At 45.2% G+C, this 24914-nt stretch carries 25 protein-coding genes; 6 read left to right on the top strand and 19 right to left on the bottom strand.

All coding sequences use genetic code 11. From position 1 onward, the window contains the following. The first annotated feature begins 70 nt into the window (after positions 1-70). The 3 genes from ACXAGP_RS07760 to ACXAGP_RS07750 are packed head-to-tail and all read left to right on the top strand — an operon-like array spanning position 71 to position 1362. The gene (locus ACXAGP_RS07760; RefSeq protein ID WP_475260594.1) at positions 71-928 is read left to right on the top strand and encodes an SPFH domain-containing protein; all 858 of its coding nucleotides are present in this window, start codon (positions 71-73) and stop codon (positions 926-928) included. A 2-nt stretch (positions 929-930) separates the two neighbouring features. Further along, complete coding sequence (locus ACXAGP_RS07755) at positions 931-1119, top strand: type II toxin-antitoxin system antitoxin (RefSeq protein ID WP_475260593.1); 189 nt, start codon at positions 931-933, stop codon at positions 1117-1119. A gap of 18 nt (positions 1120-1137) precedes the next feature. Next, complete coding sequence (locus ACXAGP_RS07750; RefSeq protein WP_475260592.1) at positions 1138-1362, top strand: hypothetical protein; 225 nt, start codon at positions 1138-1140, stop codon at positions 1360-1362. A 26-nt stretch (positions 1363-1388) separates the two neighbouring features. On the opposite strand, the gene ACXAGP_RS07745 is transcribed toward ACXAGP_RS07750, so the two are convergent. The 6 genes from ACXAGP_RS07745 to ACXAGP_RS07720 all read right to left on the bottom strand — a co-directional run bounded on the left by ACXAGP_RS07745 (position 1389) and on the right by ACXAGP_RS07720 (position 8940). Continuing rightward, on the bottom strand, positions 1389-2072 hold the full coding sequence (locus tag ACXAGP_RS07745; RefSeq protein ID WP_475260591.1) for a DUF3667 domain-containing protein: 684 nt from the start codon (positions 2070-2072) through the stop codon (positions 1389-1391). Between the two features lie 127 nt (positions 2073-2199). After that, positions 2200-3378, bottom strand: coding sequence for a bifunctional chorismate mutase/prephenate dehydrogenase (gene tyrA / locus ACXAGP_RS07740; RefSeq protein WP_475260590.1), 1179 nt, complete (start codon positions 3376-3378; stop codon positions 2200-2202). A gap of 9 nt (positions 3379-3387) precedes the next feature. Continuing rightward, positions 3388-4479, bottom strand: a complete 1092-nt coding sequence (locus tag ACXAGP_RS07735; protein ID WP_475260589.1) for a 3-deoxy-7-phosphoheptulonate synthase — start codon at positions 4477-4479, stop codon at positions 3388-3390. Between the two features lie 277 nt (positions 4480-4756). After that, positions 4757-5365, bottom strand: a complete 609-nt coding sequence (locus tag ACXAGP_RS07730) for a DNA-J related domain-containing protein (protein ID WP_475260588.1) — start codon at positions 5363-5365, stop codon at positions 4757-4759. Beyond that, positions 5355-7361, bottom strand: coding sequence for a TonB-dependent receptor plug domain-containing protein (locus ACXAGP_RS07725; RefSeq protein WP_475260587.1), 2007 nt, complete (start codon positions 7359-7361; stop codon positions 5355-5357). The genes ACXAGP_RS07730 and ACXAGP_RS07725 overlap by 11 nt, the downstream gene beginning before the upstream one ends. A 46-nt stretch (positions 7362-7407) precedes the next feature. Beyond that, complete coding sequence (locus ACXAGP_RS07720; protein WP_475260586.1) at positions 7408-8940, bottom strand: AbgT family transporter; 1533 nt, start codon at positions 8938-8940, stop codon at positions 7408-7410. A gap of 166 nt (positions 8941-9106) precedes the next feature. On the opposite strand from ACXAGP_RS07720, the gene ACXAGP_RS07715 reads away from it, so the two are divergent. Together ACXAGP_RS07715 and ACXAGP_RS07710 are read left to right on the top strand one after the other, a co-directional pair. After that, the gene (locus ACXAGP_RS07715) at positions 9107-9430 is read left to right on the top strand and encodes an ArsR/SmtB family transcription factor (protein WP_475260585.1); all 324 of its coding nucleotides are present in this window, start codon (positions 9107-9109) and stop codon (positions 9428-9430) included. Continuing rightward, positions 9427-9846 (top strand): SRPBCC domain-containing protein, encoded by a 420-nt coding sequence (locus ACXAGP_RS07710; RefSeq protein ID WP_475260584.1) that lies wholly within the window; start codon positions 9427-9429, stop codon positions 9844-9846. Before ACXAGP_RS07715 ends, ACXAGP_RS07710 begins: the two co-directional genes overlap by 4 nt. Before the next feature lie 56 nt (positions 9847-9902). On the opposite strand, the gene ACXAGP_RS07705 is transcribed toward ACXAGP_RS07710, so the two are convergent. The 7 genes from ACXAGP_RS07705 to ACXAGP_RS07675 all read right to left on the bottom strand — a co-directional run bounded on the left by ACXAGP_RS07705 (position 9903) and on the right by ACXAGP_RS07675 (position 16846). Next, the gene (locus ACXAGP_RS07705; protein WP_475260583.1) at positions 9903-10157 is read right to left on the bottom strand and encodes an acyl-CoA-binding protein; all 255 of its coding nucleotides are present in this window, start codon (positions 10155-10157) and stop codon (positions 9903-9905) included. Between the two features lie 134 nt (positions 10158-10291). Next, positions 10292-12895: a TonB-dependent receptor plug domain-containing protein gene (locus ACXAGP_RS07700; RefSeq protein WP_475260582.1), complete on the bottom strand. Its 2604-nt coding sequence runs from the start codon at positions 12893-12895 to the stop codon at positions 10292-10294. Between the two features lie 483 nt (positions 12896-13378). Beyond that, positions 13379-13738 (bottom strand): 50S ribosomal protein L19, encoded by a 360-nt coding sequence (gene rplS, locus ACXAGP_RS07695; RefSeq protein WP_475260581.1) that lies wholly within the window; start codon positions 13736-13738, stop codon positions 13379-13381. Further along, positions 13731-14522, bottom strand: a complete 792-nt coding sequence (gene trmD / locus ACXAGP_RS07690) for a tRNA (guanosine(37)-N1)-methyltransferase TrmD (protein ID WP_475260580.1) — start codon at positions 14520-14522, stop codon at positions 13731-13733. The genes rplS and trmD overlap by 8 nt, the downstream gene beginning before the upstream one ends. Beyond that, complete coding sequence (gene rimM, locus ACXAGP_RS07685; RefSeq protein WP_475260578.1) at positions 14522-15046, bottom strand: ribosome maturation factor RimM; 525 nt, start codon at positions 15044-15046, stop codon at positions 14522-14524. The genes trmD and rimM overlap by 1 nt, the downstream gene beginning before the upstream one ends. Before the next feature lie 22 nt (positions 15047-15068). Then, a complete protein-coding gene (gene rpsP, locus ACXAGP_RS07680; RefSeq protein WP_338292259.1) occupies positions 15069-15320 on the bottom strand; it encodes a 30S ribosomal protein S16 in 252 nt (83 codons plus the stop codon). 185 nt (positions 15321-15505) lie between these two features. Continuing rightward, positions 15506-16846: a serine hydrolase domain-containing protein gene (locus ACXAGP_RS07675; protein WP_475260576.1), complete on the bottom strand. Its 1341-nt coding sequence runs from the start codon at positions 16844-16846 to the stop codon at positions 15506-15508. A gap of 152 nt (positions 16847-16998) precedes the next feature. Here ACXAGP_RS07675 and ACXAGP_RS07670 point away from each other — a divergent pair, with 152 nt between their 5' ends. After that, positions 16999-19212: a YgiQ family radical SAM protein gene (locus tag ACXAGP_RS07670; protein WP_475260575.1), complete on the top strand. Its 2214-nt coding sequence runs from the start codon at positions 16999-17001 to the stop codon at positions 19210-19212. A 6-nt stretch (positions 19213-19218) separates the two neighbouring features. Here ACXAGP_RS07670 and ACXAGP_RS07665 read toward each other — a convergent pair whose 3' ends face one another. The 6 genes from ACXAGP_RS07665 to ffh form a co-directional block, all read right to left on the bottom strand. Continuing rightward, entirely contained in the window at positions 19219-19872 is a 654-nt protein-coding gene (locus ACXAGP_RS07665) for a hypothetical protein (protein ID WP_475260573.1), read from the bottom strand. Positions 19873-20073: 201 nt separating this feature from the next. Beyond that, complete coding sequence (locus ACXAGP_RS07660; RefSeq protein ID WP_475260572.1) at positions 20074-20589, bottom strand: Lcl C-terminal domain-containing protein; 516 nt, start codon at positions 20587-20589, stop codon at positions 20074-20076. 13 nt (positions 20590-20602) lie between these two features. Next, positions 20603-22276, bottom strand: a complete 1674-nt coding sequence (locus ACXAGP_RS07655) for an Lcl C-terminal domain-containing protein (RefSeq protein WP_475260571.1) — start codon at positions 22274-22276, stop codon at positions 20603-20605. Between the two features lie 142 nt (positions 22277-22418). Then, a complete protein-coding gene (locus ACXAGP_RS07650) occupies positions 22419-22985 on the bottom strand; it encodes a GNAT family N-acetyltransferase (RefSeq protein WP_475260570.1) in 567 nt (188 codons plus the stop codon). A gap of 70 nt (positions 22986-23055) precedes the next feature. Further along, entirely contained in the window at positions 23056-23331 is a 276-nt protein-coding gene (locus tag ACXAGP_RS07645) for a hypothetical protein (protein ID WP_475260569.1), read from the bottom strand. A gap of 104 nt (positions 23332-23435) precedes the next feature. Continuing rightward, positions 23436-24812, bottom strand: a complete 1377-nt coding sequence (gene ffh / locus ACXAGP_RS07640) for a signal recognition particle protein (protein ID WP_475260568.1) — start codon at positions 24810-24812, stop codon at positions 23436-23438. Positions 24813-24914: the final 102 nt, after the last annotated feature.

Raw genomic sequence — 24914 nt, 5'->3', positions numbered from 1 at the left:
GAAATTAGCTTGATCAAAATGCTAAATTGAATCATAGTGATATCACTTTGATATCACTTAGAGGTTATGTATGATTACTGAAAAACGTGGATTTTCTGTAAATGGTTACGCAGTTTTTGCTGTTCTGATGGCAATTGTGGTCTGGATAGTTTTAAGCATTGCTAATGCTAGCAGCCATGTTGTGCCAGTCAGCATTATCGCCAAGGTGGTTATTGCTGTTGCTATTGCACCAGGTTTTTTTATGGTGCAACCCAATCAAGGCAAAGTGATGACGCTGTTTGGCAGTTATGTGGGTACAGTAAGAGAAAACGGCTTGCGCTGGACCATCCCGCTATTTATCCGCAAAAACATATCGTTGCGTATACGCAACTTCGAGAGCGCTAAAATTAAGGTAAATGATAAAAATGGCAACCCGATTGAAATTGCCAGTATTGTTGTTTGGGCCGTTACAGATACCGCTGAGGCGGTGTTTGAAGTAGACGACTACGAAAGTTACGTCAGTATTCAAAGTGAAGCAGCCATTCGCAACCTGGCCAATATCTACTCTTACGATCCCAGTGATGAAAATGAAATAGGTCTGCGCAGTGATCCAGTGGAAATCGCCGAACGACTTAAGTCTGAAGTACAAGACCGATTAGAGCGCGCCGGAGTAACGGTGCAAGAAGCCAGGATCAGTCACCTTGCTTATGCCCAGGAAATTGCCAGTGCCATGCTGCAGCGGCAACAGGCTGAAGCGATTATCGCGGCCAGAGCCAAAATTGTTGAAGGTGCTGTTGGCATGGTAGACATGGCTATTTCAAAACTAGCTGAAAAGGACGTGATCCAACTGGATGAGGAACGCAAAGCGACTATGGTCAGTAACCTGTTGGTGGTGTTGTGTGGTGATAAGGCGACACAACCTGTAGTTAACACCGGAACCTTGTATTAGTTATGGCTAAAAAAGCCTATCCCCTGCGCATTAATGAAGACGTCCTCGCTGCCATGCAGCGCTGGGCGGATGATGAATTGCGCAGTCTGAATGCCCAAATTGAATATGTCTTGCGTGATGCGCTGGTAAAAAATGGACGAGTAAAGCTGGTGCAAAAAGTCATCACGGAAGTTGAAGATAAAGAGCGATAAGGATTGGATTTTTACAGTATGGAAGAACTAGCAAGTTCAGTTTTAAGGCCCTTAATGGCGATAATCCGTTGGATAATTATCGAAGCTTTTATGGAAACCATACTCTATTGGAGTGGTCGGGGTGTTCTGAAACTATTCAGTTTTGGTGGATACCCCAAACGCGATGACGAAGCAGAAAGTCGCTGTATACTGGCTGGCGCTTTCGCGCTGGCTATTGGTCTTTCCCTGCTTTTCTACTTGTGACTGATAGCATTAATTAAGTGAATGGCTCAACCCAAGATCACATCAAACACCAATCCCAGCGTTGCCATATAAACAAAATAAATAGCGCCAGATTTAATCACCGTATTCAGTATTGATTCTTGAAACATAGTTTTAAACGCGGCTAACACGTACCAAAGAAAATAGGCGCCGGGAAAAACCTGTAAAAAAACAAAGAGTGCAGATCGCTGCTCCATTGTTTCCAGGCTACCAATCAGCAAAAGAGCCAGGTAAGCGATAGTGTGCAGGTGCATTGAAAACACCAAATTTGCAAGAAAATAACTCTGCCGAAAAAACACTCCGACATACATTGCAAATACCGGGAATAAAACAAACATAATACGAGAGTAGGTTTCAGTGGTGCTCGGGTTGCGCAGTTCCCCATCAGGCAGAATATTGTTAAAGGAGCCTAAGACCAGGAAAAACAATAAACTCACCACTAAATAAAGACGCAGTGGCGGTGTATATTTGACCTTTTTCCCCTGAGAAAATTCGAAGGAAGCAAAACCTGGCCTAAACAGTAGCGTTCTTATGGTGAGCATGAGTCTGCCATCAATATCCAGCAACTCATGTAGTGAATCACGTAAAAACTGCCAGAACGGCTGCCGTAACTCCTTGGTGCTCTGACCACAATTCCCGCAATAATTAGCATTATCCGCGAGGGATTGCTGACAGTTGGCGCACGTACTCATAGGGCATTTATCTTTTGCTATCGGGAAAGGGTTAATTTTGACAGAGAAGCCAAGTCATTGAAATAAAAATGCAGTTAAAGAAAAAAGCCGCTATGCAGCGGCCTTACAGTTTCCTATTCGAGATTGGCTAAACCCCGGTCTCGAGGGTTCTGTCATCGTCTGCTTTTAACAGTAACTTTTTACTGTCAGCCAGACATTGATTGGCGTAATCACCAAACCACTGGGCGATGTCATTGAACTGATTGACGAACTGCTGCTTGTCACCTGATTCCAGCAACGCCATGGCCTCGTCAAAGCGCCCATGAAAACGCTTGAGTAAGGCCTTACCCGTGTCGCTGGAGAATATGATATCGCCGTATAACACCGGATCTTGGGCAAACAGTCGTCCTACCATAGCCAATTCAAGTCGGTAGATAGGTGAGCTGAGTTGCAATAGTTCCGTCAAGCAGGGATTCTCTGCCGCCAGATGCGCACCGTACACAAAGCTACTGAAGTGGCGCATTACCTGAATGAAGGCCATCGCTTCGTCGTGCCGTTGAGGTTCACTTTCGATGAGCGCCGCTCCCCAGATACGGAACTGCTCTAACAGCCATTCATATTGCACAGCTTCGCGACCGTGAGATACCACAACGACTTGCTTCACCAACCCCGGTACATCAGGTCCAAACATGGGGTGAAGTCCTACTACAGGTCCTTTGTGGGTAGCTAACATCGCCTCAACTGGTCCGGTTTTAACACTGGTTATATCAGCCAGCACACAATCCTTCGGTAAGCTATCTAAGGTGCGGATCACCTGCTCAGTTTGCCGAATAGGCACCGCCACCAAAACCAACCCAGCAGTGCTAAACAGCGCTTCAGCCTCGTGCCAGTCTTCTTTATCAATCACGTCGACCCGGTAGCCACTGCGCTCAAACAGGGTGACAAATTTTGAGCCTAACGCCCCTCTCCCGCCGACAATCACGATATTTTTAATATCAGGACGGGTGCACAAATACTGTTTATTTTGAGTTTGATAGGACTCGCGCATGACGCGGCGCAATACATCTTCAATCAGGCTCTCAGATAAACCAACCTCATTAGCCTGGGCTTTTCGGGAGTCCAGTAATTGCGCCTCTCTACTAGGCACATAAATGGGTAAGCCAGTTTTACTTTTAAATTCACCCACTTTGCGAGTCAGCACGGAGCGTTTTGCCAGTATTTGTACCAATTCACTGTCCAGGGCATCAATTTGCTGCCTTAACTCGCCCAAATCTAGCTGTTGCTCATTATTGCCTGATTGTTGACCATTTTCAGTTTGTCGCGTCATGCCACCATCCTAGCTCGCTTTGCTCATACGGTTTAATCGCAAAGGTAACACAGTTATTAGTTTTTCACGGATATCTCTGAGTAACTTTTCCGTAGTTTCCCAATCGATACAAGCATCAGTAATTGACAAACCATACTCTAATTCGTCTTTAGTTTTGCCAGAGCTGTTCTGGTTGCCGGATTTCAAATGGCTTTCCAGCATAATACCAATAATGGATTCGTTTCCTTCCAGAATCTGATTAGCAACATTTTGTGCCACCGGAGGCTGACGGCGATAGTCTTTTCCGGAATTTGCATGACTGCAATCCACCACTAAGCCAGCTGTCAAATTGGCCTTACTTAGTTGTTCTTCACAATCAGCCACACACACTGAGTCATAATTTGGTTGTTTGCCGCCGCGCAATATCACGTGACCGTCAGGGTTACCCTGAGTGCGGATCATCGCTACCTGCCCTTGCTTGTTGATACCCATGAAGCTATGAGGTGAAGCCGCAGAGCGCAACGCATTGATGGCGATATCCAGGCTACCATCGGTACCATTCTTGAAGCCAACTGGCATTGACAGACCGCTAGCCATCTCCCGATGAGTTTGCGACTCAGACGTGCGAGCGCCAATTGCCACCCAACTAAAGAGTTCCGCGAGGTATTGCGGGCTAATTGGATCCAGTGCTTCAGTTGCCACCGGAATTTCATGTTCAGCCAACCAAATCAATAATTCACGTGCCTTACGCAATCCCGTATCAATATCAAAACTATCATCAATATGTGGATCGTTGATCAGGCCTTTCCAGCCTACCGTCGTTCTGGGCTTTTCAAAGTACACCCGCATGACGACGTATAGGCTATCCATGCAAGACTCCTGAACGCGTTTAAGCTTTAGTGCATATTCTTTAGCAGCCTCAACATCGTGTATCGAGCAAGGGCCACAGATCACTAGCAAACGGTGATCTTTACGATGAATAATGTCACTAATGATTTGGCGCGACTCGCCAATTTTAGCCAGCGCTTTTTCACTGACCGGCATTTGCTGTTGTAATTGTTCTGGGGTCACTAACACGTCTTCTGCTGAAACATGGACGTTATCTATAGAATCCTTATGCATACTGGTACCTGGTTGTTAAAGTGTAAAAAGAAAGATAAAGGGGTCAGCTAATAGAGAATTAGCAATAATAATAGAAATAGGTGCGGTAATAGCCGAGCTTGCTATTGAAATAAAAGTTTGTGAATGTTTTTACTTGCAGCATTTGTAATTAAATCGTTACAGCTAAAAAACAATTAATTAGCGTTATTTATTGACTTTTTAACATCTCAGTATCTAAAGAACAAGTAAAAAATACGTTGAGTGAGAAAACTAACCCTTGTCTGTTTGAATTATGTTGTTACGCAGCGACTTTATTGGCGCGTTTCAACACATCAAAGTGATGTGCAGCCAGTTTACTGAGATCTTCATCTCCCCCTCTGTCGGGATGATTATGCAATTGAAATTTAAGATAGCAGCGTTTAATTTGTGTCCAGTTTGCATCGTCATTTAAAGTAAAAAAGGACAGTGCCTGTAAGACTTGTTCATCTGCCGGAACAATCCAATGAGCCACATTCCCAAACGCAGACCAGAAACTATCCAATAAAGCTTCTACATCTTGCTCCGTCGTCTCAGTAAAGTGCCGCCAATCGTTGTAGTATGCTTTTATCTTTTGTTCACCATCATCGATTAAGTTCACCGAATCTTCAGACATCAGCTGAATATGTAAAGCTGAGATTTTAAGGTAGCCCTCACCCTCTGATAGCCAGATATCTTGCAATTGATAGAGACAGTGAAACAAGGTGAAGTGAGTTTGAAAAAGTTGTAATTCGCTGGTTAGGGCATTCTTTGCGAAAATTTCCCAAGGTGGCTCTTGTAAGGCTTGCAGTAATTCAAACTCTTTGCGTGATTGGCCATCGGCAAGAATAACTTTAAGGGCATCTAAGAGTAACGTTTGCTCAAAACGCATAGGTTGCGCCTAACCAGGTCTCACGTCCGTAGCCGGGCATCGCATTGTTTGCGAGGCGCGGCTCATAAACCCAATATGCTTTGTCGGAGAGATTACTAACGGTAAGTGCCAACGACCACTTTGCAGACATTTGATAATGTGCTTTTACATTCCAAAGTGAATAACTGCCGTGCTGGAACGCATCCTCAACCACCAGCTCTTCTCGCCACAGGAGCTCTGAGCTAATGCGAATGAGCTCGCTTTGCCAAACCAAACCGGCACTGAGAAAACGTTTGTAACTGGGGTTAATTGGCTCATCAAACAGCGAAGTTAAATTAACAAACCACTCCAGTTCATTACTAAACCTGGATTTATGGGCTAACTCTGCACCAGAAATAGACTTTTTAATCACGTTTTGAAAGGTAGATTGCCCTAAGGCATTATTCAGCGGAACTTTATTCACAAAAGCGTCCAACTCGTTGTTGAACAATACAAATTCTGTCCTGTTGTTCTCAACTTGACGCTGCCATACAAGTTCTAACGTGGCAATTTCCTCAGGCTTTAGATTGGGGTTGCCTATGGTCACCAAATCTTCAGAGAATAACTCATTGGTCACAGGCGTCCTGAAAGCCGCACCATATTGCAACTTAATGCTATTTTGCTCATTGAACTGGTATTTAAATGATGCCCTTGGAGATAGTTTTGAATCTATGTCAGCAACATCGTCATAGCGTCCACCGAGATAAATATCAAAAGCATCATTTATTTGGTAACTATATTGTAGGTATACGCTGCGCGTATTTTGTTTGGAAATCAAGGGGGATACCGCATTAACTCCTTGGGTAGCAAAAGACTGCGGGCTACCTAAAAAGTATTCCGGAGACAATGTCAGTAAGTTACTGTCAAAATCCAGATAATTCGTGACGGTACCAGCTTGAGTTTGTCGCGCCCTGCGAGTCTCCAGCCCGATATTTAACAATGACACATCTGAAATTTGATGAGTGATATCCAGTGATAATTGTAGATCATCGGTTATCCAAAAAGGGCCGGTTAAAAAGTCGTCATCGATAAAGTCAACGTTATCGGCATCCAGTACTTTGCCACCGGATTCAATCTCGTGCTCAGTGTATTGCGCTTTAACAGACAATAGTGTCCTGGCGGTCAGTTCACCTTGCCAGGCAAGTGACCAGGCAATGTTTTCGGAACGATGACTATTATCGGGATGTACCCCACCCAAATTAATAAACTCATCTAACTCCGAACGATTCCAACGCACATTTGCTTGCAAGCCCTTAAATTGCAGGCCAGCGCTTAAGAATTGATGTTCAGATGGATCTTTGTAAGCTGAAGGAGACAATGAGTTAAAGGAATTACCATCATTGCTGCGAATATCAGCCAATAAATTGATGTTTATTTCGTCTGATTGCCAGCTGATACCAGCGTTAAACTTAGTGGCATTGTTTTCACCTAGCGCTAACTGAGCCCAATTATCACTTTTTCGAGTGATGATATTTACCACCCCCATAAACGCGTTGCTGCCGTAAATTGCCGATCCTGGACCGCGAATAACTTCAATTCGCTCCACCAGATCCAGTGCCATAAAGGGCATGTAAACCGATGCTTTGCCAAAGGACAATTCGTTGACCCTTTGACCATCAATTAAAAACAACAGATAACCATTGTCCAGATAAACACCGCGGGCATGTTCTTTAGGCACCGCACCAACCCAATCGCCACGGGCCAACTGGAACCCGGGCACTAAATTGAGGATTTCGTGAACATTTTGAAATCCCAAAGCGTCTATTTGATTACGAGTAAAAACGCTTACAGTGGAAGGCGCATCATTGATTGAACGAGGTGTGATACTCGCAATACTGATTTCAACATCAAACAGTTCGTCGAAAGACAGCTCCATCAAGCTATCTAGTGGGACATCTTCAACATCTTCGGCGTGTGTAAGCGGAACAATCAATGCTGACAAAATACTTACAAAGTGAAAAATCTGTCGCTTTACCATATTACTCCGCTGGAAGCTGGCGCCGGTTAAGCGCCCGCTTCAATCATCAAGGGGCCGGGTAAACATAACTCGACTGTAAACCCAACGGCAATCCTAAGCCCCAATAAATCAATAAGAATACCGTCCAGATACAAATAATAGTCACAGAAAACGGTAACATCAATGAAAGCAGTGTCCCGATACCGGTATCTTTCACATAACGTTGACAATAAACCACCACCAACGGAAAGTACGGCATCAGCGGCGTAATGATATTAGAAGACGAATCCCCCAGACGATAAGCTGCCTGAGTTAAATCTGGTGAAATATTCAACTGCATTAACATGGGCACAAATATTGGCCCTAATAACGCCCATTTAGCAGACGATGAGCCGACGAATAAATTCACAAAGGCTGTCAGGAAAATCAACCCAACTATGGTCACCATACTTGGTAAATTCATGGCTTTCAGAAATTGCGCCCCTTCAATAGCCATTAAAGCGCCAAGATTAGACTTGCCAAATGCGTCAATAAACAACGCACAGAAAAACGCCATCACCACATAATAGGACATACTCCCCATGGCCTTTGACATGGCCCCAATCACATCTTTTGTGGTTTTAAAGGTACCTGCCATATAACCGTATACAACACCCGGAATGACAAACAACAAAAAGATAAGTGGCACAATCGAAAGCATTACAGGAGCGGCATAAGACGTCAATTCACCGTCAGGTGCTCGCATTGGAGAATTTTCAGGGATGAGGATTGCGACTAATAAAGCAATGCCGGCCAACATTGTAAACGTGGCGAAACGCAAGGCTTTACTCTGCTGCGGGTTGAGCTCTTCAAATTTAGGGATTTCGTTGGGATCACCGTCTACGGGTGTATTTTTCAAGCGAGGCTCGATTACCTTATCTGTCAGGTACCAGCCAACACCAATGATCAACAAACTGGAAGCTGAATTAAAGAACCAATTGTTTAGCGGATTAACCTGTACCGATGGATCGATAATGTGCGCTGCACTTTGCGTAAAGCTTTGCAACAAAGGGTCAATGGCAGAAGGAATAAAGTTGGCGCTGAAGCCGCCACTCACACCAGCAAAAGCAGCAGCAATCCCCGCTAGAGGATGTCGGCCCATGGCGTAAAAGATAACACCCGCTAATGGTATAACCAGCACGTAACCCGCATCGGTTGCCGTATGGCTAACGATGGCAATGAGAATTACCGAGGGAGTCAAAAGCATTTTGGGTGTTGAATCCAACATGCGTTTCAATCCTGCATTGATGTAGCCAGAATGCTCAGCGACTCCTACACCCAACATAGCCACCAAGACTACGCCAAGAGGGGCAAATCCAGTAAAAATTGTCACCATACGCGACAGAAAATCAGCGAGCGACGCCCCCGTTAATAAGTTGTTGACTACAACAGCTTCGCCAGTTCGTGGATCAATGGCATCAAATTGCATTCCTGAAAGTAGAGCTGAAAGCAGCCATACAATGACCAGACTAATTAAAAAGATTACAGCGGGATCAGGGAGTTTGTTACCAACGCGCTCTACTTTATCCAGCGCGCGGGTCACCCAAGTAGTGTCAGACATAGGAGTTCCAATATTGTTTTAATAGTTCCGTGGCAAATTTTGGCACAAAGCGCCCCATTGTTAAAACCTATACGGCGCATTTATTCACTTTTTCCACAGAAAGCCTTGACATGCAACCAACGGGTTGCATATATAAGTTTACAGAATGGCAATGTAACTCTTTTCGATGGATATATTTCAAGCAATAGCCGACCCGACACGGCGCAATATAATTAAGCAACTTAGCAGTTATAAGGCAGCAAAAACGGGATTATCTATCAAAGAGTTAACCGCCGATTCAGGCATTTCCAGGCAAGCTGTAACTAAACACCTGAATGTTCTGATTAAATCCGGTGCAGTTAAAGCTGAGTTTAAAGGCAAAGAGAAACGGCACTACTTAAAACACTATGCATTTGATGAAGCCTGGCAATGGTTAGCCCCCATAGCTGAGCAGTGGGACAAACGTCTGATTCGATTAAAACAGCATCTGAATAAAGGAGACATAGAATGAGTGATATTGATTTTATTAAGCGTGAATTGACCTTTAACCAGCCAATTGAAAAAGTCTGGGATGCGATCACCCAGCCAGATCAAATCGCGAACTGGTTTGGTGACACGGCGGCATTCGAACTGCAAGAAGGTGCCGAAGGTTATTTTGAGTGGCGCACAATGTGTGAAGGTAAATACGCCATGAAAGTAATTTCAGTTAACCCGATGAACTATTTCGCGTATATGTGGATGAACGATCCTGATGTGCCATTTGAAGCGTGCGACGCCACACTGGTGGAATGGACATTAAACAGTACGGTCAACGGTAAAACCCACCTGGTCTTGATTGAATCTGGCTTTAAACAAAAGCAACATCGCAAAATGAACATTCAGGGTTGGCATCAGGAACTCGCACACCTGCTGGAATACCTTAGCTAAAACAGTGATAAAAAGTGAAACATCAGGCCGATGTTGCGGCCTGATTTGTAAAGTGATTAGCCTTTGAGTTTATTGATTAAATCAACGTATTCCTGCATGGCGTCGTCTGATGATTTACCCTTTTGTTCTGCCCACGCATCGTATTTCGCACCGGCGACAAAATCAAAGATACCCGGTCTGTCTCCCGTAACATCCCCTACCGTTGCCTGTTTAAACAAAGCATAGATTTTCAACATATCCTCATCGCTGGGACGCTGTGGTAGCTGTTTCGACTCAGTACTGGCTTGTTCAAATGCTTCTTGTAATGACATAGTTGTATCCGTTTTTGTTGATTCACTGATAGCAATCCTAGACAACAAAACCAGGGGTTTCAATGTTGTCTGAAGCAATAAAAAAGCCCTCACCAAATTGATGAGGGCTTTATTCAAAAAACACTAAGTGTTAATTAGAACTTGTAAGCGCCTTTCAAGTAGACAAAACGCCCTTGGCTACTGTGAATGGTATTCACAAAACCAAAGAAGTCATGATGGCTGAAAGGAGGCTCTTCGTTGAACAAGTTAGTGCTACCCAAAGTAAATACGGCATTATCAACGCCCATGTAATTTACCGTCAGGTCAACAGTAGTCATAGAGTCTACAGTTTTGTCGCCAAAACCTGAATCGGCGTCACCGTCGAACTCACCGATGTAGTTCACTGCCAACGCAGCACTCCAATCATCTTTAGACCAATCTACAGAAGTCGTCCAGCGCAGTTCAGGTTGTTCAAATTGTCCTTCTGACAAGGCAACGCGCTTACCGCCATCGGCGTCAGGACGCAACTCTTCGTACTTCAATACATAGTTCATCACGTAACCGAAACGGAAGTCACCCATCGAAGACTGAAGTGAGTACTGCAGGTCTAAATCCAAACCTGTGGTTTCCAGGTCACCGATGTTTTGGAATGAGTCAAAGATCTGTACCACTTCACCTGGATCATTTGGATCAGCGGTAGGCAAACGGGTAACTACGTTTGGATCATCACCAAAATTGGAGAATACAAACTGTGTGTCAGAGTCGATGATGTTCTCAATATCATAGCTGTAATAATCTAGAGAGAAACTCAAGTCTTCTGAAATCTCATAAATCAAACCCAGGTTATAACTGGTAGATTCTTCTGGCCCCAGATTTGGGTTCCCTTCAAATACTGCGGTGTATTCTTGTGGTGCACAAGAAAGGCCCACTGCGTTACAACGGATAGTATCTACCAGGTTAGGAGATTCATCGGTACGACCCAAACCTAACTGATGCAGAGACGGCGCGCGGAAGGCCGTTCCCCAAGAACCACGTAACGACAAGTTATCTAATGGTGACCACAAGAACGATACTTTAGGATCGGTAGTGGTACCAAAATCGCTGTAATCTTCATGACGCACCGCAATTTGTGCTTCAAAAGTATCAGTGAATGGCAAGGCCACTTCGGCGAAAATAGAGGTGCTGTCGCGCTCACCATTGGCTTGTGTTGCTTCGGTACCGAAGACTTCACCGCGTAAAAATTGCTCATCCGGGTTATCCGAAATCGACTCTTCGCGATATTCAACACCCACTGCCAACATCACATCATTTCCTGCCAAATCCATTACAGGACCTGAGATCACACCGTCAATGGACTTGTTAGTGGACTTACCCACACGTGTCGTATTGGTTTCGATATAATCCAGCGCTTCTTGAGTATTTGAAGAAGGTTCAAAGGGGTTCCACAGGCCAGAATCAATGGCATCCTGGATGCGTATAGAGTTAGGGAAGCCATCAACACCGCGTTCTACGGATTCACTCTTAATATAGCTGTATGCCACTTCCCAGTTCCAGTCACCGAACTCACCCTCAAGACCTAAAATGGTGCGATAGTAATCGGTGTCTACGCGTTTTTCACGATTACCGATATCTACGGTACGACGACGCATGGTCAGGTCTTGCCCGAAAAACGGATGTGTCGGGTCATCGGCAAATGGGTGATTGGGGTTGTCACCAGACATGAACAACTCGTTAAAGCTTGGACTGGCTGCACCGCGCACGATTGATTTGGAGTTTTGGCCGTTAAGCTCAGCGAATGCAGTTACCGTATCAGTTAACTCATACTTACCCATGTAATTAAAACTAAAACGCTCTGAATCTGGCACAGAGGTCATGTGAGGAGCATAGTCGTAACGACATAATGTCCCTACGATATCTTCTGGCGCACAGACATCATTGCCAAAGGTATCAGGCATGCGGTTGGTAGGATCACTGGCCAACGCGATAGTACCAGGAATACCTGAGGAGCTTCTGAAATCAACCGCATCGGGGTCGTTAGGACGCAATGCAGTTTGGTTAGCAGTGCGGGAATAATCACGGTCAGAATACATGATTTCTTCGCGATCAAAATAATCTAAAATAAAGGTGTGACTGGCTTTGTCACTGGAAGTACCGAATACGACACTGACGTTTTGTTCTTCACCACCGCCATCGGCAGTGTCACCGTATTTGGCTGAAATTTCAAAACCATCAAAATCATCTTTTAAAATGATGTTGATTACCCCAGCAATAGCATCAGAGCCATAAGTCGCTGAAGCACCATCTTTGAGAATATCTACGCGCTTGATGGCCGCCAGTGGAATGTTATTGATGTCCACAAACGCAGTATCTATACCTTTAGCGAACGGTGATACTGACACGCGGCGTCCGTTAACCAGGATCAAGGTAGAATCGGCGCCCAAACCACGCAAGGAAACACTGGAGCCACCGTTAGCAGTATCGTCACTGCTATTGCCTTGTGTTGAGAATGTGCCCTGGCCGGAAATAGGCAACTTGGAAAATAGTCCGATTAGGTCTGTTACACCGGTATTGGCAATTTGCTCGGCATCAATACTGGCAACGGGTGATGGCCCTTCCATATCTGTGCGACGAATGTGAGAACCCGTTACCGAGATTTTCTCAATGCTGTCTTGCTCCTGGGCTTGTACCCCGGTGCTAGCGAATGCGGCAGATACAGCCACAGCCGCCAAGGTTAATTTGACGTTCTTGTTGTGTGTCATGTTGTTTCCTTTTTATTTTCGCGTAAGCCTTCTCAGAGGCAAATAGCGGATATTTTATTGCACAGCGTTAGCTGCGATGGAACTTATAACACACTGAAGCGGTAAGTAAATAAGGCGAAAGGTATCAATTTTTGTCAAAGGGTTCGAACAAATGCAATATTGCGGAAAATTTAAACACCCAAAGAGTCAAAAAAATCGACCACTGGTAGTTTTATATCTCACCAATCTCGCTGATTTAGCGGTTCTTTGAGATAAACAGTATTGAGTTTAGAAAAATTACCGCTGCAATTTATTTACAATTTGTAACCAGCAGTGGAAGGAAATCTTAACGGATGTATCTATTTGTTAACTGAAAATAATTTGAAGCTGAGGAAATAGGGGCAGACAAATACAAAAAAGCCCGCGGATGCGGGCTTTTTCGAAGTTGACGATAACATTATTGGTTTAAGCAGAAATGTTAGGTTCTGCTGATTCACAGTTTGCTTAGTTAAGCTTCTCTTTGATACGAGCAGCCTTACCAGTACGACCACGCAAGTAGTACAACTTAGCACGACGAACCGCACCACGGCGTTTCACTTCAATGCTATCAACTTGCTTACTGTGAGTCTGGAATACACGCTCAACACCTTCACCGCTAGAGATCTTACGAACGGTGAATGAAGAATGTAAACCACGGTTTTTCTTAGCAATTACAACACCTTCATAAGCCTGAAGACGCTCTTTATCACCTTCTTTTACGCGAACCTGAACAACAACTGTGTCACCCGGGCCAAAAGCAGGAACGTCTGTTTTCAGCTGTTCTTGCTCGATGCGCTTGATGATATCTTGACTGATTTTACTCATCTTTTCCTCGCTTACTGGTATAACTGTCATCTTGCTGCAAGACTTCTTGTTGGAACTCCTTAAGGAGTGAGCCTTGCTCCTCAGTCAGAGCCAGTTTTTTAAACATATCGGGACGTCTTTGCCAGGTTCTCCCAAGAGACTGCTTTAGACGCCACCGTCTTATCTTTTCATGATTGCCACTTAGCAGTACCGCTGGCACCTGCTCGCCATTCAATACCTCTGGTCTGGTGTAATGGGGACAATCCAGCAAACCGTCTTCAAATGAATCACACTCTGCTGAAAGTTCATGCCCTAACACACCCGGGATAAGTCTTGCGACACTGTCCACTAAGGCCATTGCCGGGATCTCACCACCACTTAAGACGAAGTCACCTAAAGAGATCTCTTCATCCACCATGGACTGAATCACTCGCTCGTCGATACCTTCATACCGACCTGCCACCAAAATCAGCTTATTGCTCTGCACTAACTGCTTCGCTTTTTGCTGATTCAGGGTACTACCCTGAGGCGAAAGGTATATTACCTTGGCATCGCCTCCTGCTGCTGCTTGCGCAGCGTTAATCGCATCTGTTAATGGCTGCACCATCATCAGCATGCCGGGTCCGCCACCGTAAGGTCTGTCGTCAACTGTACGATGTTTGTCATGCGTATAGTCGCGCGGGTTAAAACACTGTGCGTGTATGCGCCCGCTTTTGACAGCTCTGCCGATAACCCCTTGTGTTAAAAATGCGTTGAACATGTCTGGAAACAGTGTAACGAATCCAAACCAATGCTGTTCATTCATCAAAAACCCGGGTCCCAGTCAACTGTGACAGTTCTTGCCTCACGATCCACATCCAGAACAACTTGTTCATACAGATAGGGGATCATGCGTTGTTTCTGGCCAAAAGCATCTTTCACGTTGGCTTTCACCACCATGACATCATTAGCACCGGTTTCGAACATCTGTTCGATTTTGCCGAAGTCATAACCTTTGGTGTTCACCACGGTCATGCCAATCAGCTCGCGCCAATAAAATTCGTCTTCGTCCAATTGCGGTAACACTGCTGAATCGACACTGATTTCCAGATTTTTAATGGCTTCCGCCGCATCCCGGTCATCAACACCTTCCAGTTTAGCCACCAAACTTTTGTTATGGTGCTTCCAGTGTTCCACTGTGTATTCCTTTACTTCCCCACCTTGCAACAACAACCAAGGGGAATAATCGAATATTCCATCTAACTCTTCTGTGTAGGATGTTACTTTAAACCAACCTTTCACACCGTAAGGTGCGCCAACTTTGCCTAATGTAACCGTTTCAGATGCCATAACGCCCTACACTATTCGCAGATTAAGCTGTCGCTTTACGCGCGTCTTTAACCAAACGAGATACGCGGTCAGATAAACCAGCGCCCAGACCTACCCAGTGCTCAACACGGTCAAGGTCTAAACGTAGTCTTTCTTCTTGACCACGTGCAGTAGGGTTGAAGAAACCGATGTTTTCGATGAAACGACCATCGCGCTTCATTCGGCTATCAGCCACTACTACTTGATAAAAGGGGGCTTTTTTAGCGCCACCACGTTGTAAACGAATAGTTACCATAATTGCCTCAAAATCGTTATTAGTTCTGCCTTATCAACGCAAAGCAGAAGCTACTAACGTTAACGTCAACTTTACCTTCGTTCCATTAGTCACCGGACCTGAGTCAGGCAAATGCCGGAAAAAAGGCTCGCGAATTGTACGGATTTTGGGCTTGATTGCAAGTTAATTATTGAAATAACGGGGATTTACAATGCTATTAAGCGTGCGAAATTCTCTTCCGTGAGATAACTTCCGGAAGTCCAGCCCAAACGAACCAGCACCAGTTGTTTTGAAGGGACAATCATCACCACTTGTTTGCGGTTGCCCATCATCATGTAAGCATCGGGCGGTATCTTACTCCAGCGAATATCTCCGCCGCCCTGATTCAACCAAAACTGATAACCGTATTTTTGATAATTCTCCGCAGCGATCGGCTTCTGAGCCGCACTCACCCAACCTTTTAGCAAAAGTTGTTGTCCTTGCCAGGCCCCGTTTTGCAGCATCAAAAGCCCCAGCTTCGCCCAGTCTCGCGCTGTGGAAAATATATAAGAGCTGCCAACATACAAGCCACTGGGATCCACTTCGAAGGTAGTATCCGCCATGGTTAAAGGCTGTAAGACCTCCTTGTGGAAAAAATCTATTAGTGCCTGATTGCCGCCTAGCTCATCTCGCATCCAACGCATTAAAATATTAGTCGTACCCGAAGAGTAGGAAAAATGACTACCCGGTGATTTATCAGGTGTTGCCGTTAAGGCGATATCTGAGGCGCTATGCGCAGTGAATAACATGCGAGTAGAGTCACTACCCGGGGCATAGGTTTCGTCAAACTTCAGGCCCGATGACATGGTTAAGAGCTGCTCAAGGGTTATTTCCTGTCGAGCATCATATTGCCATGGTGCAAATCCAGCTTTTTGCTGTAAATCCACCAGTCCCAGTGCCTGCATGCGACCTAGCATGATGGCTGTCAGGCTTTTCCCCATCGACCAGCCGAGCAGTTGAGTCTGGTTGTCAACTCCTTCAGCATAAGACTCTGCCACCACCTGTCCGTCTTTCACCACCAATAAGGCGCGGGTCTGCAATCCGGTGTGATTGTCCTGGCGCAGAATCTGGTCAGTTAAGCGCTGATATATATCCTCTATCGAACTGACTTGATTGCCTTGCGGCCAGGGAGCGGCTTCAGCATGGACTTTTTTCACCTGCAAAGCATCAAGCGGCGTCGTATCACCAATTTCTAACGCACAACCAAGGCCATCGCGATATTGTGCGGCATAACTGGCAAGTCCCAGCATGTCTGCGGTAACGCGCTTTTGCGCATCATCATAAGTAATTTCCAACAATCGAGTGGCCGGAGAATAAGAAGCCAGGTCTTCTACTATCAGCGATTCATCAAACCCGGAAACATAACGGGCCGAACAGGCTATTTTTGCGCCCAAACTGGCAGACACATCCAATGCATCACCAAAACGATAAATGGAAAACCCAAGGCTGTAGCGAGTAATAAAATGCAGTGCTACCAGCACAAGTACCAGGGTGAGGAGCTTTTTCAACGACAAATCCCTTTAAATATGATTACTGTTAATATTGATAACTTATTATTTTTACAGCCATTTTAAATTTCGGCAACGATGCTCGAATAAACCTGAATATTCCCTCACAAAATTTTGATAAACTACCGCCGTTATTATTGAAGTGAGTATGTATGGCGGTTGTCAAAAAACCTGTTGAGCGCATGAAAGCTGAACGGGGCTTGTTTTCTTTTCCAAAATTCTGGGCGTCTTGTTTTGACCCTGCTCCTTTCCTGCCTATGACAAGGCATGAAATGGAGCAATTGGGTTGGGATAGTTGCGACATCATCCTGGTAACCGGTGATGCTTATGTGGATCACCCCAGCTTTGGTATGGCGGTTATCGGCCGCACATTGGAGGCTCAAGGTTTTCGCGTCGGTATCATCGCCCAGCCCGATTGGACATCCAAAGATGCCTTTATGGCATTGGGCGAACCCAACCTGTTTTTTGGTGTGACCGCCGGCAACATGGACTCCATGATCAACCACTATACAGCCGACCGAAAGTTACGCCACGATGATGCTTACACACCGGGCAACGTGCACGGTAAGCGGCCCGACCGAGCCGTGACAGTGTATACTCAGCGCTGTAAAGAAGCCTATAAAAAGCCAGTCATCATTGGTGGTATTGAAGCCAGTTTGCGCCGTATTGCCCATTATGACTATTGGTCTGACAAGGTAAGACGCTCCGTTTTGTTTGACTCCAAAGCCGATATGTTGATGTTTGGTAACGCTGAGAGACCACTGCTAGAAATCGCCCACCGGCTTGCCAGTGGAGAAGATATCAACGCAATGCAAGATGTACGCGGTACTGCAATAATCGTAAAACAAGCATTGCCCGGTTGGCTAGGGGTAGATTCCACTAGTGTCGATAAAATTGGAAAAATTGATCCCATCCCCAGCCCATATCAGGAATGGGAAGAGAACTGTAGCACCCAAAAAGAAGCGGATGCCCAGCAAAATAGTGCCCAACCTATTAGCGTACAACCCTATAATCCCCGTGCAACACGCCGCAAGCCATGGGATAAAACCTACGTAAAACTTCCGGCCTTTGAGGTGGTAAGGGACGAAAAAACCCATTACGCTCATACTTCCCGTATCTTGCACCAGGAAACCAATCCAGGTTGCGCACGAGCGCTAATGCAACGCCATGGGGACAGAAGTATCTGGATCAACCCTCCCGCGTATCCGCTGGAAACTGAAGAAATGGATGCGGTATTCGACTTACCCTACGCACGTGTACCCCACCCCAGTTATGGCAAGGAAAAAATCCCCGCCTACGATATGATCAAAACCTCGGTAAACATCATGCGTGGCTGCTTTGGTGGCTGCACCTTTTGTTCTATAACCGAACATGAAGGGCGAATTATTCAAAGCCGCTCAGAAGAGTCCATTGTGCGCGAAGTGGAGCAAATTCGAGACAAAGTACCCGGCTTTACCGGCGTAATCTCAGATTTAGGCGGCCCCACTGCTAATATGTATAAACTGCGCTGTAAAAGTGCTAAAGCCGAGCAAACCTGTCGCCGCTTATCTTGCGTCTGGCCCGATATCTGTGGCCACATGGATACAGATCAAACACCAACGGTTGAGCTGTATCGCAAAGTTCGCGATGTGAAGGGCATCAAAAAAGTACTCATTGCATCAGGCGTGCGCTATGACCTGGCCATTGAAGATCCCAACTATGTAAAAGAGTTAGTCACTCATCACGTTGGTGGTTATCTGAAAATTGCACCGGAGCACACCGAAGAAAGCCCGCTCAGCAAAATGATGAAACCGGGGATGAGCACCTATTACCGCTTTAAAGAACTATTTGATAAGTTCTCCAAAGAGGCCGGTAAAGAGCAATACCTCATTCCCTACTTTATTTCAGCTCACCCAGGTACGCGGGATATCGATATGCTGAATCTGGCGTTGTGGCTGAAAGAAAATAATTTCAAACTAGACCAGGTACAAAATTTTTATCCCTCGCCTATGGCGAATGCCACAACCATGTACCACACGGAAAAGAACCCTATTCACAAGGTGACCAAAAAAAGCGAGGGCGTCAGTATTGCCAAAGGTGAGCGTCATCGTCGCTTGCATAGAGCCTTCTTGCGTTACCACGACCCGGCCAATTGGCCGATGCTGCGTGAAGCACTGAAGAAGATGGGCAAAGCGCATCTGATTGGTAATGGCCCCAAGCACCTGGTACCGCTGGAGCGCAAAGGTGAGTTAAAGGGTAAAGCGCAAAAAGACTATGAACGCAAATCCGTTAACAAAGCTCATGCAAAAGGTAGAGGTCGCCCACAAAAAGCATTAACCCGCTTTAGCAGTGACCAACCTTTTAATAAAGGTAGGAAGAAGCGTTAAACTTCTTTAGTCGCCGATTCTATTACTGGCGGCTAACCTTTGCTTTAGTTTGTTTTCTAACATTACATCCCAAAACTGTTCGAAAGCCAGTTGGATTTCCGGAATTTTATCCTGATGCTTTTTATTCAAAATATGAAAGCCGCTAAACTGCTGCAATTGCACACTATTTAGCCCCTGTAACTTGCTGCCTTCACCAAGCGCGTTATTAATTACATCAAAATAATAATCCACTCGCTTTAAATGGAAGGCTTTGGTCAATTGCGGATAGGTATTAAATTCAACTTGCCGAACCCTTGTGTCAGTTAAAATGTTGTAAAAATAAGTATTACCTTCAACACTTCCAAGTATCTTATTGCTTTGTTGTAAGGCCTTCTTATCACACTGTAGTCCTGGTTGACAGATCATCACAAGCTCTGCACGGCCTAACTCCCATATCGGAACCAGTTCAGGGTTTTTCTTGGTTACTTCCAGCATTCTGGCGATATCCCCGTCGATATCACCATTTTGCAGCAATCTTAGCGAACGCTCTTCGGGAAGTGTTAGTATCTCAATTGAGTATCCGAGTTTCCCATATATCTCCTCTACTAAAGGCGCAATGACTAGCTGTATTGCCTCGTGAGAGCTAGCACTAAAAGTTAAATCGACCGGCTTTTCCGTCACATCAGGTGCATGAGCGAAGACCTTAGGAACCCATAAAAAGCATAAAAAAATCGAAATTGTTCTGGAAATCAAAAACTGAAACTCTTTAACAGAAACCAAGACCTCGATATTCTAACAAGAGTAACCGGACTTATGTAGTTTGCTTCACAAAAACTAAAAAAGGCCCGATAACGGGCCTTTTTTAATTGCACTTGCTCTCATTTAGTCAGCAATGCGTACCAGACGTGAATATACAAACGCGTCTTTTTCTTTCAACGAATTACTGCTGTTAAAGAAAGCCACCACCCAAGACATCGTGTAATCATTGATGGATGGCGTGCTGCTCCAATAATCGTCCGAAGTAGTTTCCGGAAAAATGGTCTCATTAATGGAGGGACGCACACAGGTTTTTTCTGTAATACTGATGAGCTGCTTCACATTGGGTAAGCGCCAATCATTATGTCCAGCATAGGAATAACCGTAGGCCATTTGCAGTGCTTCTTGCCAGGTCATTGCGGTCGCATCGCCTGTGCAGGTAGCATCAGTTTCATTCCAGGTTTGTCCAATGCTGCAACGCATCCACATAAGACCTGTGGAGCTGTCGGTTACCGTACCATCTTCATTGTCGGTAAAATTTGACTCTGGTGCCGTTTCCGTCAAACCTGAAAAACAGGTTTGTGCCTGCGCCGAACAGGTAAAGGCAAACAATGTGGCTATGAGCAGTTTTTTAAAGTTCATCTTTCTCTCCTTGTTAGCGACCAGCGCGCACTAAACGCACGTGATTTTCAGTGGACTTCAGCAGGAAGTTATCGTTACCGGAACTAAAATCAATGGCCCAACTATTTTGTAGCACCTCTCCACTGGCTCCATCCACGTTTTGAATTAGGGTCCAGTACCAGGTTTCTGTTGTTGTATCGGGATTATTGAAAGGGAAATAATCGCTATCAATAAAAGTATTGTTGGTTTCACCAAAATGCAGAATAGATTTCAGCTCGTTGTGAGTTGGCAGGCGCCAATCAAAAAAGCCACACAAGCCTTCAGCGTTAACCGCTTCTACAAAAGCTGCCGTATTGCAGTTAGTGAGGGTACAGGAAGCGCCGTCATTCTGATCTTCGTCGTCTGATGTAGTGCTCTCTACCCAAGAGTAAGTATTGTCAACGTCATGCAAACCCGCGTCGTCGGTTTTCAGCTCCCAAATTAACCCGGTCACATTGTCACGGACACAGCTCCATTGGGTTTCAGTGGCGTCAATTTCATCACCAAATTCATCCAGCTTGGTAAAATCGAAGCCCTCATCACCGGCTCCGGCTTTTTCCAGTACATCAGATTCGTGCATTCTGTCACGCCCAACATCCGCATCTTGTCCGGGAAAGTCGTGGCTGGAGCCATTGATCAATCCGGTATTAGACACATTAGCGATAACACCTGTGTCATTTACATAGGTAGCTGGCATTTCTCTTACGGTAACAACAACCTGATCATTATCTTCATTGTTAAACTGATCAACCACTCTCAAATCAATGGTGATTTGTGTGTCTTCGGTTACTGCGGGGGCATCGGCATAAGTGGTTTCGTCTGAAGCATCAGCAAACTCGGCTAGATCGCTTGAGTTATTTGTCCACTCATATAAAAACGGCTCTGCGTCTTCACTTAAAGACGTAGCTGAACCTGAAAGCAAGAAACGTTCACCTTCCATTATTGTGATGGGGTCACCCGCTTCTGCAATAGGATGAGTCTGAGTCACATCTAGCACCACAATTTCAAACGACTCGGAATCCGTGCCACCTTCATTGTCTGTTACGATAAGTTCAAATGTCAGTGTTTCTGATGTGGTAAGCGCCGGTGTAGTAATAGTTAAGGTACTAGTGCTCACATCCAGTCCGGTTAACACATCTGTGCCTCCGGTTTGCTGCCACTCATAGCCACTGATAGGGTTGTCCGCATCAATGGGATCTTCGTCAGTTCCGCTGCCTGTAAAAGTAACAGACAATTCACCGCCGTAGGTGTTTTCATCAAATCGACTATCTTGTGAAATACTAACAGCGGCCACAGGATCAATATTTACCGGATCCACTGTTAATGTGAAAGTGCCACTTGCAGTTGTATTATCGGCTGTAGTCACTGTTAATGTCAGAGTGACCTGTTCACTGCTTGTGCGTACCTCAGGTGTCGTTAATGTCGCTGCGACCGCGGCGCTATCTTCATGCTCGATAGTATAATCAGCATCACTAACAGACCAGCTATAACTACTGATATCACTGAGCGTGGTAGAGCCCCCTAAAGTGACTTCGGTTTGCTCATTTACCGTTGCGCCGCCAGAAACGGTAATACTTACGGTTTCCGTATTTTCATCGTCGCTATCACTAGAACCACACGCAATAAGCGACGCTGTCAGTGGTACTAATAACCAATGCTTCAGATCCATGTATTTACTCTTTTATTGTTTAGAAATAAAGGCCAGGTGCCCGCCAAAAAGATGGCACCGCAATAGTGTTCAAAGGACTTATGCAAATTCCTTGCACAAATTTTCCTGGTTACACAATTTTTTCCAAATTTGTTGTTTAACTCTATATTTTGCTTGCAGGCTTTTCCAGATACCAGGTCTCAGTATTTGGCATGGGTCCCGGGTATTGGGTGTGCTTGAAGCCCATTGTCTGATATAGGTTAACAGCCACTTGATTAGACTTGTTCACAAACAAGGAAAAAAATTGCGGACTAAATTTGCGCTGCCCCTGTGCCATTAGACAGGCAAGTAACTTTTTACCATAGCCCTGCCCTCGCCGGGTTGGATTAGTTGCCACACGAACAAAATGACATCGCCCGTTGTCGAACATCATTTGGCCAAATCCCAGCAATTGGTTTTCACCCTCGGAGATTAAAGCATAAGCGGGAATTTGCGCCAGTTTAAGTTGCGCTCTGAATTGATTGGCATCGTCTGTAAAGACAAACTTAAAACCACTCCAAAAGACAATCTGCTCAGGAGTATGGAACCAGGATTGTAATTCACCACATAAAGCAGGGTCAAAACTCTTAAAACACAATGTCTCTGTCTTTTTCAAAGTTACTGAAGCACTTTTAGGTGAAGCATTCAATGGAAGGCCTTTACTTGCTGCAAGGAGTGTTCTATCAAGCATGCCAATGATTGTCTAATGTTCCAAAAAAAAGGCCCTCTCGTTGGCAAGAGGCCTTTTATAACTTTTGAAATCAAGCTCGAGCGGTGCACCATTTTTGACGCGCCATCTCTAATGAACGCCAAAGTTGCTGAAACTCATATTTGGCTAATCGTTTAATACGCTTTTGCACCTGTTCGGCCAAACCTTCGTGAAATATCACTAATGATATCAGCGCACAGGTGAGCGTGATCATTTTGCTTATCTTAAAGATAGACAGGGCTGAAGCAATTAGAAGAAACAAGCAAACGATAAACCCCAAACTGCCAATTGCTAAAAAAATCCCTTTGTGCTCTTTATTGTTTTTCAATTGGTGTTCCTCAGAATTCTTATTACCTTAAACTTTAACAAAGCCCGACTTTAAATATCTGAAAAAATTGTCAGTTTTTGTAACTGGCAATGACCTTGGTTAACTTATCTGGGCGGGAACATACCACCTGGCCCGCCCGGCGGCATCATGCCCTGCATGTTGCGCATCATTTTCTTCATGCCACCACCTGACATCTTCTTCATCATTTTCTGCATTTGTGTGAATTGTTTGAGTAAGCGGTTCACATCCTGAATCTGTGTCCCAGAACCGGCTGCAATTCGCTTTTTACGTGAACCTTTGATGATGTCAGGTCGAGCCCGCTCCCCCGGAGTCATGGAATTAATAATCGCTTCCATTTGGTTAAACTGCTTATCGCCAGCCTGATCTTTTATTTGCGCAGTCATGCCGCCCATTCCGGGTAGTTTATCCATAAGCGACATCATACCGCCCATATTGCGCATCTGTTCCAACTGCTCTTTGAAGTCCTGCAGATCAAAGCCTTTGCCCTTTTGCACTTTTTTGGCGAGTTTAGCGGCCTTGTCCTTGTCGACTTTGCGTTCAACTTCCTCAATTAGCGAAAGCACGTCGCCCATGCCCAAAATTCGCGATGCTACGCGTTCCGGGTGGAAAGGCTCCAGAGCATCGGTTTTTTCACCGATCCCAAGGAATTTAATCGGCTTACCTGTAATGTGTCGTACTGACAGTGCTGCACCACCTCTGGCATCACCGTCGGTTTTAGTTAAAACAACCCCCGTAAGCGGTAAAGCTTCATCAAACGCTTTTGCCGTATTAGCTGCATCTTGACCTGTCATTGAGTCAACCACGAACAGAGTCTCAACAGGATTGATGGCGCTGTGAAGTTGCTTAATTTCCAGCATCATATCTTCATCTACGGCAAGTCGACCTGCGGTATCCACCAATACCACGTCTACGAAAGCTTTGCGGGCGTGATCCAGCGCCGCGTTGACAATATCAATCGGTTTTTGATCTACAGATGAAGGAAAGAATTCAGCTTTAACTTCGCTGGAGAGCGTTTCCAATTGCTTAATGGCCGCGGGTCGATAAACGTCAGCACTAACCGTTAATACTTTTTTCTTCTGGCGTTCGATTAAATACTTCGCCAGTTTGGCAACGGTTGTGGTTTTACCCGCACCTTGCAAACCCGCCATAAGTACCACTGCAGGAGGTGTGGCGGCAAGGTTCAGCTCTTCGTTAGCCTCGCCCATAACAGCCTCAAGCTGCTTTTGCACTACCTTGATAAAGGCCTGCCCCGGATTAAGGCTTTTACCTACTTCCTCACCCAGCGCATGTTCTTTTACTTTTGCAACAAACTCTCGTACTACGGGAAGAGCGACATCTGCCTCAAGCAGCGCCATGCGCACTTCGCGCATAGTGTCTTTAATGTTGTCTTCGGTAAGTCTGCCTTTTCCAGAAATATTTTTAAGCGTCTGACCTAATCGTTCGGTCAAATTATCGAACATGCTTTTGCCTTATCATCTATTTCAATGTTAGTTGACCCGATTATACCCATAGCTTAAGCCAATGAGTACCCGTTATTTTTTAACTGTAATATTAAGCAAAGA

This window comes from Planctobacterium sp. AWM4_229 (genome assembly GCF_056160305.1).
This window is presented reverse-complemented; position numbering and strand designations above follow the sequence as displayed.